The organism is Duganella sp. Leaf61 (assembly GCF_001421905.1).
Taxonomy (GTDB): Bacteria; Pseudomonadota; Gammaproteobacteria; order Burkholderiales; family Burkholderiaceae_D; genus Rugamonas; species Rugamonas zoogloeoides.
Map to the genome: position 1 here is coordinate 153,679 of NZ_LMLM01000033.1, position 13,663 is coordinate 167,341.

The following is a 13,663-nucleotide window of genomic DNA, read 5'->3' on the forward strand; positions in this document are numbered from 1 at the left end:
CAACCACCGAACCACCATGCCGACCACAGCCGTTACCGCCGCCCATCCCGCCCCGTGGTTCGATATGAACACCGTCACAGACTTTCCCGGCACCTACCACAGCCAGGTACTGGACACGGTCACGGTGACACAAGCGGCCGGCGCGCGCCACAGCGTGCAGCGCGACAGTCCCTTGCGCACTGGTAGCAATGAACCGTATTTATTGGTGATCTGGCAGCGGCGCGGCACCGCCACGCTGGTGCAGCACGGCAGCACATTGCGGCTGGTCCCCGGCGACATGCTGGTGCACGAAGCGGGACAACCGTACCGGCTCGATTTCGAGGAACCGTTCGAAGTGACTGTGGCGCGCATACCGGCAGCGCCGATGCGCAGCCTGTGTCCGCTAGTCGATACCCTGCTGGGCGTGGTGCAGAATTGCCGCCAGCCGCAGGTGGCGCTGTTGACGGCGATGGCCGATTGCCACGTCGCCACCGACTACGCCGCCCTGCCCCGGGCCGCAGCCTTGCACGCGGCGGAAGCTTTGCGGCAAACCCTGGCCGCCTGCGCGCTGGGCGTGGTGGTGGCCGAGCAGCAGCGCCGCCCGAGCTTAAGCCAGTATCACCTGGGCCGCATCCGCCAGTACGCGCTCAAGCGAATTGGCGACAGCACCTTGTCGATCAACGAGCTGGTCGAAGCGCTCGGCATTTCAGCTGCGCACATCCACCGCCTGTTTGCAGGCGAGGCGCAAAGCTTCAGCACCTGGCTGTGGGACACGCGGTTGAAACTGTGCCACCTGGCCTTGCGCGACCCGGAATGCAGCGGCCAGCCGATCAGCCAGATCGCCTACCAGTTCGGCTTCAGCCATCCCGCGCATTTTTCACGCGCCTACCGCAATCACTTCGGCATGACGCCGAGCGCCTGGCGCGCCGGCACGCCGGTGGCTGCCGACAACACCGCCACCCGGCGCCGCTAACTTCAGGCAGCCGACGCCGCTTTACGCCGGCGGCGTGCCACCAGCAACATGCCGCCCATGCCCAGGCTCATCATCAGCCAGGCCGATGGTTCCGGCACTGCCGACACATTGTCGAGCATAGCCACACCGAGCGCCGAAGTGTTGAACGACGATCCGCCACCGAGCACATAGTTGAACGCATACGCACCCTGCTGGGCATACGTCATCGACGAGTTGATCACCAGGTGCTGGTTGCCGGCACCGAACAGGCCCAGGTCCAGCACGTGGTCGTTGAAGAACAGGTTGGCGGCAGCGAGCGTGGCGAAGCTTTGCGACAGCAAGGTCACGCCGTTGTTGCTGATGGTGAGATCGAGCGCATCGAAACCGGCGCCAGCGGAGGTGGACGATACAAAGCCCAGCAGCAGGCGCTGCGCGCTGTCGGTGGCAAAGCTGAACTCGCCCGACGTGGTCAGCACGGTCGGATTGTCGTCGATAAGCGCTTCGATACCGGCCGCGTGCACGCCAGTGCCCAGCACGGTCGGAATGGCGGCAGCGACATTGGCGCCCAGGCCCAGCGCACCAGCATCGACCGGACCGGCGCCGACGTGGGCGGACATGGTAGAAACGGCTGCCAGCTGCGGCAACGCGAAAGCGCTGGCGCGGAACTGGCTCGAGGCCGAAGTCTGCGCCAGGTTGCCGCGCGCGCTGCTGGCGCCGGCCGCATAAGTGACTGCGCCGCCGCTTGCCGCGATGCCTTGCGCCGTGGCCTTGACGTTCAGCGTCAGCGCCTCGCCTTCGGCACGCGCCAGGCTGACGCCGCCGGCGCGGGTGCTGACCGCGATGGCGGCAGCATTGGCATGGCTGCTGCTTTCGGCAACGGTGTAGCTGGAAATGCCGCCGCGCGCCACAGCGACGCTCTCGACAATGCCGCTGCCGGAACGGCCGTAGGCATTGGCAGTGGCGTCGCCCCGGAACGCGCGCGCGCCACTGGCGTCGCCCATGTTGCTGAGCGCGGTGGACGTGACGCTGACGTTGTGCACGCCGCTGCTCACCGCCCTGGCCTTGCTCAAGGATGTGCCGGCCAGCGAGTCGGTGGCGCCGTTGCTGGTGTAACCACCTACCGCCCTGCTGCTGGCGACGATGTCGCCTGCAGCGCGCACGTCGGTCGTCGCCGTGGCGGTTTCGATCCGTTCGCCACCGAGGGCAACCGAGACGGCGCGCACGGCGGCAGTGCCGGCAGCAACGCCGGCGCGCACCGTGTTGACGACCGTATTGGCGATTGCCGCGCCGAGATTGAGGGGGCTGGCGCCGTTGGACACCGCCTGCGACTGCACATCGACCGCCTGCATGCCGGTGCCCGACACCGTGGTGTTGCTGGTGGCATAGCTGCCGTTGCTGAAGCTGCCGCCCTGGGCGCCGTCGCCCGACAACGCCAGGTTGGCCGTCGCCGCGCCGTAGTTGTTTTTGTCGAGCACGGACCGGTTATCCTGGCCCGCACCACCGTTGGCCTCGACCGTGCCGCGTACGGTGCCGGCGCCGCTGCCACGCAGCGAGGCGGTGGCGTTGCCGCCGTACCCACCATTGCCGCCAGTGGCCAGCACGCGGCCGTTGACCGCGCCGTTGCCGCGCAAGTCGGCGCTGGCGGTAGCGGCACCACCTGTGCCGCTGTTGTTATACTGGAACCCGCTCGCGCCGCCGGCGGCGGTCACCAGCGCGTCAATTCCGGCGCCGCTGCGGCCAGCGGTAAGCGTCAGGGCGCTGGCTGCGGCCCCGCCGTCGTATGCTGTTCCAAAAGCCGGGTTGCCGCTGTCACCGCCGAGGCTGGAAATATTGAGTGTCAGCGCGCTTGCCGTGCGGTCCTGCAACACCAGCGTGGAAACCGCGTTGCCGCCACGGACATCGGTCGCCAGGTCCTGGAACGGCGGAATCGTGATTTCCGAATTATTGCCGCCCTTGCCGCCCGTGGCGCGCTGGGTCAATGTGACAGTGCCGCCAGCAGTGGTGCCGCGCGCGGCATTGGTCAGCGTGGCGTTGCCGCCGCGGGCGCCGCGCCAGGCGATGGCGGCGCCGTTGCCGCCCGCACCGCCCGTGGCTTCGGCCGTGGCCGAAACGTTGCCGGTGAGCGAAGTGGCGCTGGCGGCAGCAGTAGCTGCGCCGCCGACACCGGCAATACCGACCGCGCCGCCGTTGGCGTCGCCGCCGGTGCCGCCCACGGCCACCGCCAGCGCGGTGGCGTTGCCGACGGCAGTGGTAGTGGCCTTGCTGCTCGCCGCACCGCCGTTGCCGCCGTTACCGTAAGCTGGATCGGCAGGCGTGAAGTTGAAAAAGCCGGGCGTGGCGCCGGCATGGCCGCCGTCGCCGCCGAGCGCGCTCGCGCCGGCGTAGCCGGTCAGGTCGAGCGTGGTGGCGCTGGCGGCGCCGCCGTGACCGCCGCTACCGCCGGTACCGGCGTCGGCGTCGCCTTCCTGCAGCGGCGGGCCGCCCGCGCCGCCATTGCCACCGCGGCCGCCAATGACGGTCAGGCGGTTATACAAGGTGCCGGCATTGCCGGGGTTGATGGTCAGCGACTGGCCGGCCTTACCGGCGGCGCCAGCGACGAGCGGCGCGGTCGCGTCGGCGCCATGCTGGCCGGCGTTACCGGTGCGCACCACGTCAGCCGCGTATGCATTGGCGACTGCCAGCGACAACAACAACGGCGTCAGTCCGACTGCCAGAGCTTGCTTTGAAGAGAATTGTTTCATGCCGAGCCTTAATCAGATGTTATGTGATTTTTATTAAAATAATCACCATGATCTTAATATTAAGGCACGTCTTCGACTATCACCCAACTCTCATATTAATTGACTGGCACTCTCATCGTTGCAAAAAACACTACACCACCATCCGCACTCCCGGGCTTAATGTGACAACTGATCGAGGCGGCGGTCGATAAAGGCCAGCAGCTCCGGCGTGATGCCGTTGCCGGTGCGCGCGCGGGTAAACGCTTCGCGCGCCTCGGCCTTGTGCTGGTCGGCCTGCAGCGAGATGCCCAGGCCCATCCACCACACGCCGTTGAGCGGCGCCAGCTTCAGCGCCGCCTGGTAGTACTGGGCCGCTTCGGCGTGGCGCTGGGCGCGTTGCAGCACGCCAGCCAGGAAACCCTGGTAGTCGGCGTTGGCGGCGGCATATGGCAAGGTGGTCATCAGGGTTTCCAGCGCCGGACCGCCCCGTTCTAGTTGCAGCCGGGCCAGCACCATGGCCAGGCCCGGCTGGCGCGGATCGATGCCCAGCGCCAGCCGCAACTGGCGGATGGCGTCGTCGGGCCGGCGATTTTCCAGCAGCAGCGACACATAGGTCTGGCGCGCCGCGTCGTTGCGCGGATCGATTTCCAGCGCGCGGTCCAGGTCGGCCATGGCAGCGTTCACACGGCCGTCCTGCAACGATGCCAGCCCACGGCGGTAAGTGTTTTCGGACAATTGCTTGGGCGTGAGTTCCGGCTTGGTGGTGACCGATCCGTCGACATGGGCGACACCCTGGCGCGGCTGGCGTGGCGTGCCGGCGTCGGCCGCCGCTGTCCGCCGGGTGGCCGCAGCGGTGGCGGAAGGCGCAGCGGCGGCACGTGCGGGGGCGGCACTGCCCGCCTGCGCGGAAGGCGGCGCTGCGGCTGCGGCAGCACTGGCCGGTATCGCCGGCGCTGCCGTTGACGGCGCGCCAGCCGCCACAGGATTCGACGTGCCGGCCGCTGTACCACTCGAGGTTGCAGCGGCGGTGCCAGTTGACGTTGCCGCCGGCGTAGCAGTCGAGTTGCCAGCCGCCGTTGCAGGCGTCGCCGCAGCCACCGTTGCGGGCGATGACGCGGCCGGCGTCACAGCCGATCCATCAGGCGATGTCCCGGCCGGCACTGCGGCAGGCCCTGAAGCCGGAGTTGGTATTGACGCAAGCGCTGGCGGCGCTGCCATCACCGGCACCGGTCCCGGCGCGGGCCGGTGGGCGAATTTCCAGCCATACCAGCCGGCGATTGCCGCCACCACGACCGCCACGCCGGCGCCGGCGTAGACCAGCGGCCGGCGCTCGCGTTCGGGCAGCGGCACCGCTTTCAGTTCGCGTTGCTGCAAATCTTTCTCGCGTGCGCCACCGCGTGCATCGAGGTCCTGCAACATTTTATTGATCAGACTCATTTGCTCAGTGTCCAAGTGAGGCCGCAAGCGGCCACCAGAATTGCTGTGCCTGCCGTAATCCACGCCAGCCGGGATTTCGAGCGCGGTTGCACCGTGTCACGCGCCGCCAGGCTGACATGACGACGGCTCACCTGTTGCTGCCCCTCGCCAAAACACGCCATCAGCGCCTTGTTGGCAATGATGTTCACCAGCCGCGGGATGCCGCCGCTGGCGCCGTACAGCCGCGCCACCGCACCGCGCGTAAACAGGCGGCTGCCGTCGTAGCCGGCCACCCGCAGGCGGTGCGCCAGATAATATTCGATATCGTCGCGCTTGAGCGGTCCCAGGTGATAGTGGAAAGTGATGCGCTGGGCCAGTTGGCGGATCGCATTGTCCTGCAGGCGCACATTGAGTTCGGGCTGGCCGAACAGGATGATTTGCAGCAGCTTGCGCTTTTCCGTTTCCAGGTTCGACAGCAGGCGCAGCGCCTCCAGGCTTTCGACCGGAATCGCCTGCGCTTCGTCGAGCAACAGCAGCACCTGCTGGTCCTGCTGGGCCAGCTCGATCAGGCGCGCCGTGATCGATTTCAATAGCTGGTGCTGATCGACGTCGCGCTCAAGCGCGATTTCCAGCTCGTCAGCCAGCGCCAGCATCAGGGTGCGCGGCTCCAGCAAAGGATTGGGAATGTACGCGGTGACAAAGCCGGGGCCGATAGTGGCAATGAATTTGCGGCACAGCAGGGTCTTGCCGGTGCCCACTTCGCCGGTGATCTTGATGAAGCCTTCGCCGCTCCTGGCCGCCACCAGCAAGGTATTCAACGCCTCCTGCGCATGCGGGCAAGTGAAGAAATAGCTGGTGTCCGGCGTGATGTTGAACGGCGCTTCACGCAAACCGAAGTGTTTGGCGTACATGGCTACGGACGTCCCCCGCGACGGTGCGGATCGAGATCCTTGATGCGGCGGCTGCTGTCGAGCAGATCCTGGTTCCAGTCCGACGTCGATTCGATCACGGTCGGCTTGATCAGCACCACCAGCTCGCGCTTCTGCACCACTTCACCGGTCGAACGGAACAGCGCCCCTACCACCGGCAAGCCGCCGATGCCCGGCACGCCGGAGCGGTCCGAAGTCGTCGACTGGCGCATCAGGCCGCCAATCGCCACCACCTGGCCATTCTGGCCGCGCACGATGCTGTCCATCTCCGACGTGGAAGACGACGCCAGCGGCAGCGACAGGCTGCCCAGCGCCACGCCAAGGTTGACCGCCTTGTTGACGGTAGATACCTGGCTCACCGACGGGTGCACGTGCAGGATGATGTTGCCCTGGTCGTCGATCTGCGGCGTCACGTCCAGCACCACGCCGGAGAAGAACGGTTGCAGCGTGACGCTTGGCGTGGTCACGCCGGTGCCGTTGGCGTTGTTGTTGGTGGTGGTGCTGACGCCGGTGACGAAGAATTCGTCGGTACCGATCTTGAGCAGCGCCTTTTGATTGTTGAGGGTGGCGATGCGCGGGCTCGACAGCACGTGCACGGTGCCCTGCCCTTCGAGGAAGGAAATCAGCGCGGCAAAATTGCTGGTCTGGAAGGCCAGGCCGAACAGCGAGCCCATGGCGTCGCCGGCGGCACCGAGCGCCGCACCGGGGTTGGCGATGATACTGCCGTTATTGACCGTCACTCCCGCATTGTTGGCGCCCAGCGGTGCCAACGCGGTGCCCGGCTGCACCAGACCGGCAGAAATGCGGCTGTTGGAGCTAAGCTTGCCGAACGCGGACCAGTTGATGCCGCTCTGGAAGTTGCTGTTCAATTCCACTTCGAGGATCTTCGCTTCCAGGATCACCTGGCGGTCCACCGATATCTGGGTGGCGCGCAGGTATTCATCGACGTTGCGCAACGCATCGGGCATGGCGCGGATCACGATCACGCCCGATTGCGGGCTGATGGTGACGCTGCGGCCGTCGGTGCCGCTATCGACGATGGCGTCGAGCGCGGTTTTCAGTTCCACCCAGAAGTCGCTGGCCGACGTGGTCTGCACGCTGGCCGCATCGCGCTGCGATTGCGAGCGGCTGCCGCCACTGTTGTCGCCGTTATTGCCGTTGTTGTTACCGTTATTGCCGGAATTGTCGTTGTTGCCATTGCCGCTATTGTTGTTGCCACTGCTGCTGGTGCCGGCATTGGCCACCGACGTCGACGACACGCGCAAGCTCGACACGCCCTTGCGGGTAGCGGTGAGGTAGTTGACCTTGAACATCTTGGTCTGCATGGTGAGCGGACGGATGTAGATGCGGGTGCCGTCGATCTTGTAGTCGTAGCCGTACAGTTCGCGGATCGCCTCCAGCGCTTCGAACAGGGTCACGTCCTTGAGATTGGCCGTGATATTGCCGGTCACCTCGGGGTTGATCAGCATGTTGTAGCGGGTGCCGGCCACGATGGAATTGTAGAACTGCTGGACCGGCACATTGTTGAACGAGACATTGAAGCGCTCTTCCAGCACCGCGCGCGCCTTGGGCAACTGCTCGGTCAATTGCGCCACCGGCGGCAACAAGGCGCTGGCCACGGCATCGGCCTGGCTGGCGGCCGGCGGCTTGGCGTTGAGTGCGCTATCGACCTCGGCGCCGATCTGGTTGTAGGTGTCGCGCTTGGGCGCCGTTTGGCAGCCGCTCAAAATCAGCGTAGTCAGGACGACGATGGACAGGTGCTTTTGCATAATCGGTTCAATTCTCTGGTGCGGTATTGGAGGCGCGTTGACGCCGGACCGTGCCGTTGGCGGCGCTGGCATCGGGATACAGTTTCAGGACCTGGCGTACGCGTCCGTGTTGCAGCACGACCTGGTCCTTGCCTACCTGGACCAGGGTTGCGCCATTGATCTTGTCGCCCACGCGCAACGCCTGGCCGTCGATCACTGCCACCTGGCGGCCATGGTTGCCATTCAGCACAGACTGCAATTGCGGGCCGCTGCGCACTGGCGCCGCCTGCGCGCCGGCGACCAGTTGTGCCTCGGGCGGTGGCCGGGTGGGGTCGGCCAGTTGCGCCCGGGCCGGCCCCGACGCGGCGCAGGCCAGGGCCAGCAAGAATACGGGCACAAGCGCGTGCACAAGCGAGGACATACGTGCGGGCACACGCGCGGACATCAGCGCCGGCACCACCGCTGCTACCCGGGCGGGTACGAGCATCGGACCCAACGCCGGCAACCAGGCCTGCGCCTGCCCTGGACCAGCAGCCAGGCGAACGGCGGCCCCGCTCATAGTTTCATCCATTTCTCATCCAGGCTCAAGGTGTAGAGCGTGAGGGTCAGGCGCGCCTCGGGATACTGCTGGGCATCGAGCCGCGCGCCGCCCCAGAACAGTTGCACCGGCAACGCTTCCAGCGCCTGCATGTAGTTGATCATCTCCAGGTAACTGCCCTGCACCACGATTTCCACGCCGTGCCGGTACAGCAGTTCCGGCGCCTTGACCTCGGCGCCGGCAACACTGCCGGGACCCGGTTGCGCTACTGGCAGGGGCGCGGCTGGCGGTGCGCTGGTCGGCGCGGTTGTTGGCGCGGTTGTTGGCGCAGCAGTCAACGCACCTGCTGGCGTGGCAGGAGGCGGCGTCTTTTGCAAGGCCGACTGTTGCAGGGCCGGTTCCAGCGCGGCCGCCGGGTCCTGCGCCTGGAATTCGGCAGGCGCGGCAGGCGCGGCCAGCCCGGCTGCTTCGTTCATGCCGGTGACCGGCAAGGTCCGCAGCGACACCAGTTTCAACTTGCCGCCTTGCAGCAGGTGTTCGAGCAGCGGCGCGATTTTCTCTGGCGCCACCAGGCCTTTTTGCACTGCCACCAGCTTGGCGCCGATGCTGTCGATCTCGGCGCGGGCCTGCTGCAACTGCGCGCGCGCCTCGGCATCGGGATCGACCACGAAGCCCTGGGCGCGGGCGGCAATTTCCGTATCGATGCCGCTGACCTGGTTTTGCTGCTGCTGGATTTGCGCCAGCAGCGTGGTCTGCCTGACCAGCAGCGGTTCCACCGCCATGGTGTAGAGCAGAAACAGGATCAGGCCGGTCGCGGCAACGAACACCAGCGCCCGCTCGCGCAAGGTCATCGCGTCGAGCTTGGCACTGAGCTTGTTCCAGGTATTTTTCAATTGTTTCATTTGGCCTGCACTCCCGTCGATTGCAGGCTGAACTGCACGTACGGCGCCGCCGTGATGCCGGTTGCCGGTCGCGCAGTCATCGGTTGCCCTGCAGCGCTGGAAGTTGGCGATATCACGGGCGTGGCTGTCACGTCGGGCCGGCCGATGTCGAGGCTGGCAAAGGTTTTACCCTGCATCACCGGCTCCGTTTTCAGGCGGCCGATGTATTGCGGGATCAGGGTCGGTTGCATGGCGCGGCCCTGCAAGCCGATCCCGGTGCCGGCGCCGGTGATGGTAACGCCGGTCAGCCACAAGCCGGTGACGTTCTGGCGCGCGAAGGCGCGGAAGTAAGCGGCATAGCCGGCGCTGTTGCCCAGCGTGCCCTGCTTGATGAAATCTTCCACCCGGCGCAGCGCCGCCAGTTCGGTCTGGGCCCGGGCCACGCCGGTGGCCAGCGCAGCACTTTTCTGGCGCGGCGCGAACTGCCGGTTGGCGTCCTGCAGGCGCCGCTCGCGCTCGGCCAGCAAGGTCTTGCCGCTGGCTGCGCGCTGCTCCAGCTGCGCGACATTATGGCTGGCGTACCAGGTCATCAGCAGCGTGCCGAGCACGATGGCGCCCAGCGCCTCGGCCATCGGCACTGCCGTAAAAATCTTCTTCTGCTTGAGGAAAATCGGGTTGAACAGGTTGATCTGCTGGCTCACAGCACCACCTCCTCGTGCCGCAGGGCCGCGCCCAGGGTCAGGAAGAAGCGCTGCTGCTGTTCCACTTCGCGCAAGGCTGGCACCTGGCTCAGGTCGAACACGTCCTCCAGGCCCATGGCCTCGACCGGCGTGTACAGGTTGGCCGCCAGGTATTCGTGCAGGCCGGGCGCGCCAGTGGGTGCGAGCAGCAGCTTTTTCACGTTCACATAATTGAACTGGCGGTCGAAGTGGTCGAGCGAGCGCTGCAGTTCCAGGGTGATCTTGTCGAAGCAGATTTGCTGCTTGTCGGTATCGGGTTCCAGCAGCTGGGCGATGGTGACGTCGATCCGGCGCGACAGGTACAGCTCGCCCTTGAACGTAATCGTCAGCAAGCCGCCGTCGCCGTCGAACGAGAGCATGGCCAGGCCACGGCCATCGACTTCCAGCAGCGCCGAGATATTGCGCTGCGCCAGGTCGGGGATGTCGATTACCGTCAGCGCCAGCTGGGCTTCGGCAAACAGCGCCTGGCGCACCTGGATCACCGCGTTGCGGGCGGCCACCGCGAACATCGAATGGCCGCGCGACATGCCGTTGGGATCGACCGGGATATCGAGCACGTCGATGGTGGCGTCATCGACGTGAAAGTCGAGCATGTCCTTCAGGCGCCAGCGCACGGCGGTTTTCAGTTCGTCCTGCGGCACGTTGGGCGCCTCCACCGTCAGCAGCTGGTATTCGCCGCCGCCAAGCATGGTGCCGAGCTGGTAGTTGGCCAGCTTGAGGTCTTTCGCGGCGCGTTCGAGCGAGGCCGGCGCGCGGCTGTCGGCGGCAGGATGGAAAGCGGACAGTTCCACCACGGCCTTGCCGTCGCGCACGCGCTGGATGCGGGCAGCGCACAGTCCGTCGCGCAAAAAGGAGACGGTAATCCAGCCTTCCTTCTTTTTAGTTCTTGTGAAAAATCCCATGCGCGTGCTTCTCTGTGGTTATGTCATTGATTATATTCAACTTACGGCAGATCTTTACAATATTTGACATTCATGCCGTAAAAATACACATTTTTCCGTGCAGCTTGTTTCTTTCACGCTGCGCCGCGATTCCGAGTGCCTACAATTGCGCCCTCACCACGCGCTGGATATAGTCGGGACTGTTCGTCGGCGCGGGGCAAACGGCGCCGGACACGCCGTTACATGCAGTAGAGGTAATGGTGATGCGGCCGGCAGTGGGGTCGGTACCGCCACCTGCCGCGCCGAAGCCGGCAGAGGGGCCTTCACAGCGCACGGTGACGGTAAAGCCCGACAGCGTGGTATTGGCCGGCAGCGCGAAGGTGCTGATTTGCGCGCAGTTGAAGCTGCGGTCTTGAAGCTGCCTGAACAGCGCCCACTCCATGCCTGCCCGCGCTGCCTGGTAGGCGCGTGCACCCAGCTCGTCCTGGGTGCGCGTAACTTGCTGCGCACCGGTCAGCGACACCACCGCGACGGCCAGGCCGGCCAGCACCACCAGCAGGAAGATCGCGGTGACAATTGCCACGCCGGATGCCTTGCGCAGCATGGGCCGGTGGGCCAGTCGTTTCATGGCGTGCACGGTCATGGCGTATTGTCCACGTGGATTTGATGGATCAAGGTCACCGTTTCCAGGCCGCCTTCCGGTTTGATCCGGCCCAGCGTGAGCGTCAGCCCTACCAGCGCCGATTGCCGATGGGCGTTGCTGGCGATGGTGACATCGCACGCCACGACATTGTTGGCCAGCAGCACGCCGGCAGCAGCGTCCGGCGCCGACGGCGTCGTGCTGAACGTGGCCGCGACCGACCGCGTCAGAGTGCCGGTGCCGCTGGCGTTGCCGGCGCAGCGGAAAATCACCGGCTTGCCCACCACCTGGAAGCGCTGGTCCGGCGACATATTGGCCAGGCGCGGCGTGGCCGCGTTGGCCGGCACCGCAAACGGATTGGCCACCGTGGACACCGTGCTGCCGGCGGGCAGATCGGCCGCCACCAGGCTGCTGAAGCTGATGTTCTGGATCGTCTGCGCGCCTGCCGTCACTGTCGGCCGACCGATGATGCGCGCCAGGTTGGTCCCGGCATAAGCATCGGCATCCTGGAAGCCCGCGCCCAGGTTGTAAATTGCCAGGTAATCCTGGCGCGCTGGCGGCAACTGGATCGGCGGCACGCTGCCCACCACGCTGAAGGTATTGGCGGTGAGGTTGGTAAAGCTGAGCGGCGTGCCGTTGACCGTGCTGTCTTCCACCGACAGGTAGCGGCCGCCGCCGAAGGTGGGGATGAATTCCAGGGTCAGTACGCCGCCGTTCTGATCGCTGGGCGGCGTCAGGCGGGCGCTGTTGGGCAGGGATGCGCGGATTTCGCGCGCCATGCGGCGCAGAGCCAGGTCGGCCACGTCGGTCATCTCGGCGCGGCCGGCGCTGTCGAGGTAACTGGTAACCGGGCGCCGGATGAACAGTACCAGGGTGCCGGCGATGATGGTGGTGAGCACGATCGCCACGATCATTTCCACCAGCGTGAAACCGCGCTGGGGGCGTTTGAAAACCATGTTGGGCATGAGGTTGGGCGTCATCACGGCACCAGGTTGGGCGCGTAGCGCGTGCGGTAGCCGTCGAGGCGCACGAAGTCGTTGGCGCCGCTACCGTAGGTGGTGACGATGGTGATCTGCAGCGCGTTCAGTGCGGCGGCGCTGGACGCGATGGTCGCACCGGCAGGTCCCAGTGCACCGACAAAGTTGAGCGTGACGGTGGAGCGGATGGGCGCCAGCGAGGACCTGCCCATGGTGTTGCCGCTGCTGTCCACGCCGAGCGGGCGGCCGCTGATATCGATGTCCACACCATCGGCATTGACAAAGGTGGACTCAGGTGTGCCGGCCACCGTTGCATATTCCGCGACATTGCCGTACGGGCGCGTGGCGCCGGCCGCGCGCGCGCCGATTTGCACCGGGAAGGCGCAGGCGGCCTGGTTGGCAACGGTGTCGGCGTTCGGATCGGCGGGGGTGCAAAAGCTGAAGCGCGCCAGTTGCACTTCTTCCATCAGGGCTTCGGCAATCATCAGCGCCTGCTTGCGGCGCAACGGTTCGGCACTCTGACTATTGCTGAGGTTGATCACGCCGATGATGCCGGCCGCCGCCACACCCATGATCATCATGAAGACGATCAGTTCGATGATGGTGACGCCGCGTGCACGCCTGGAAACCCGCCTAGAAAACATAACCGGTTTCCGCCTCGATATTGAGCGTGGCGCGCTGGTTGCCGCTGTCGACGTTGAGCGTCAGCCTGGCAAAGCTGGAAGTGCCGCCGACGGTGTCGTTGCGGTTGAACGGCCGTCCGGCCGAATCGAAAAAGAAAAATCCGGTGTCAGCCATTTCATTGCGCGCAGCCGTGCTGGCAATGGCCACCGATGGCGGACGGCCGAGGCAGGCCCAGTTGGCAATGTAAAGATTGTCGGGAGCGATGCAGAAAGCGCGCGTGGCGGTGGTGCCATTGTTGGCGCCACCCGGCGCCTGGGCCAGGGCGCCGGCCGTATTGCAGACCGTGCGCGCGCCTGAAGTCGCGTTGACGGCGAGATCGAAGCAGACCGCGAAACCGTTGGGCGTGGAACGCACGAAAACAGGGCGGTTTTGTGCGATGGCGAGCTTCTGGGCGTAGCGGATCAGGGCTTTGGCCTGGTCCGCATATGCCCTGGCTTCGAAGACCTCGCGGTCGAAGAACCGGCTGCCGGCCACCGCGCCCAGGATACCGATCAGGACCATCACCATGATCAGCTCGACCATGGTGAAGCCGGCGCGGCTAGCGCGCAAGCAGAGCCGGTGGCGAACCATTAACTGCC

The 13,663-nt window shown here is 65.8% G+C and carries 13 protein-coding genes; 1 reads left to right on the plus strand and 12 read right to left on the minus strand.

Annotated features, from left to right (window positions below; translation table 11 throughout):
- Positions 1 to 16: 16 nt before the first annotated feature.
- Positions 17 to 952, plus strand: coding sequence for an AraC family transcriptional regulator (locus ASF04_RS25825; protein ID WP_056148334.1), 936 nt, complete (start codon positions 17 to 19; stop codon positions 950 to 952).
- A gap of 2 nt (positions 953 to 954) precedes the next feature.
- Here ASF04_RS25825 and ASF04_RS25830 read toward each other — a convergent pair whose 3' ends face one another.
- The 12 genes from ASF04_RS25830 to ASF04_RS25885 form a co-directional block, all read right to left on the minus strand.
- The gene (locus ASF04_RS25830) at positions 955 to 3,672 is read right to left on the minus strand and encodes a PEP-CTERM sorting domain-containing protein (protein ID WP_156368775.1); all 2,718 of its coding nucleotides are present in this window, start codon (positions 3,670 to 3,672) and stop codon (positions 955 to 957) included.
- 156 nt (positions 3,673 to 3,828) lie between these two features.
- The gene (locus ASF04_RS25835) at positions 3,829 to 5,088 is read right to left on the minus strand and encodes a M48 family metallopeptidase (RefSeq protein WP_056148340.1); all 1,260 of its coding nucleotides are present in this window, start codon (positions 5,086 to 5,088) and stop codon (positions 3,829 to 3,831) included.
- The gene (locus ASF04_RS25840) at positions 5,085 to 5,978 is read right to left on the minus strand and encodes an ExeA family protein (RefSeq protein WP_056148342.1); all 894 of its coding nucleotides are present in this window, start codon (positions 5,976 to 5,978) and stop codon (positions 5,085 to 5,087) included. Before ASF04_RS25840 ends, ASF04_RS25835 begins: the two co-directional genes overlap by 4 nt.
- A 2-nt stretch (positions 5,979 to 5,980) precedes the next feature.
- Positions 5,981 to 7,765 carry a pilus (MSHA type) biogenesis protein MshL gene (mshL, locus tag ASF04_RS25845; RefSeq protein WP_056148345.1) on the minus strand — a complete coding sequence of 595 codons (1,785 nt, stop codon included), beginning with the start codon at positions 7,763 to 7,765 and terminating at the stop codon, positions 5,981 to 5,983.
- A 7-nt stretch (positions 7,766 to 7,772) separates the two neighbouring features.
- The gene (locus tag ASF04_RS25850) at positions 7,773 to 8,141 is read right to left on the minus strand and encodes a hypothetical protein (RefSeq protein ID WP_200931148.1); all 369 of its coding nucleotides are present in this window, start codon (positions 8,139 to 8,141) and stop codon (positions 7,773 to 7,775) included.
- Positions 8,142 to 8,299: 158 nt separating this feature from the next.
- Positions 8,300 to 9,184: a type II secretion system protein M gene (locus tag ASF04_RS25855; RefSeq protein WP_056148351.1), complete on the minus strand. Its 885-nt coding sequence runs from the start codon at positions 9,182 to 9,184 to the stop codon at positions 8,300 to 8,302.
- Positions 9,181 to 9,864: a hypothetical protein gene (locus tag ASF04_RS25860; RefSeq protein ID WP_056148354.1), complete on the minus strand. Its 684-nt coding sequence runs from the start codon at positions 9,862 to 9,864 to the stop codon at positions 9,181 to 9,183. Before ASF04_RS25860 ends, ASF04_RS25855 begins: the two co-directional genes overlap by 4 nt.
- Entirely contained in the window at positions 9,861 to 10,805 is a 945-nt protein-coding gene (locus ASF04_RS25865; RefSeq protein WP_056148357.1) for a hypothetical protein, read from the minus strand. Before ASF04_RS25865 ends, ASF04_RS25860 begins: the two co-directional genes overlap by 4 nt.
- Before the next feature lie 139 nt (positions 10,806 to 10,944).
- The gene (locus tag ASF04_RS25870; RefSeq protein WP_056148360.1) at positions 10,945 to 11,427 is read right to left on the minus strand and encodes a hypothetical protein; all 483 of its coding nucleotides are present in this window, start codon (positions 11,425 to 11,427) and stop codon (positions 10,945 to 10,947) included.
- Positions 11,424 to 12,404, minus strand: coding sequence for a type II secretion system protein J (locus ASF04_RS25875; RefSeq protein WP_056148362.1), 981 nt, complete (start codon positions 12,402 to 12,404; stop codon positions 11,424 to 11,426). The genes ASF04_RS25870 and ASF04_RS25875 overlap by 4 nt, the downstream gene beginning before the upstream one ends.
- The gene (locus ASF04_RS25880) at positions 12,404 to 13,045 is read right to left on the minus strand and encodes a type II secretion system protein (protein WP_056148365.1); all 642 of its coding nucleotides are present in this window, start codon (positions 13,043 to 13,045) and stop codon (positions 12,404 to 12,406) included. Before ASF04_RS25880 ends, ASF04_RS25875 begins: the two co-directional genes overlap by 1 nt.
- Complete coding sequence (locus tag ASF04_RS25885; RefSeq protein ID WP_056148368.1) at positions 13,035 to 13,634, minus strand: Tfp pilus assembly protein FimT/FimU; 600 nt, start codon at positions 13,632 to 13,634, stop codon at positions 13,035 to 13,037. Before ASF04_RS25885 ends, ASF04_RS25880 begins: the two co-directional genes overlap by 11 nt.
- Between the last annotated feature and the right edge of the window lie 29 nt (positions 13,635 to 13,663).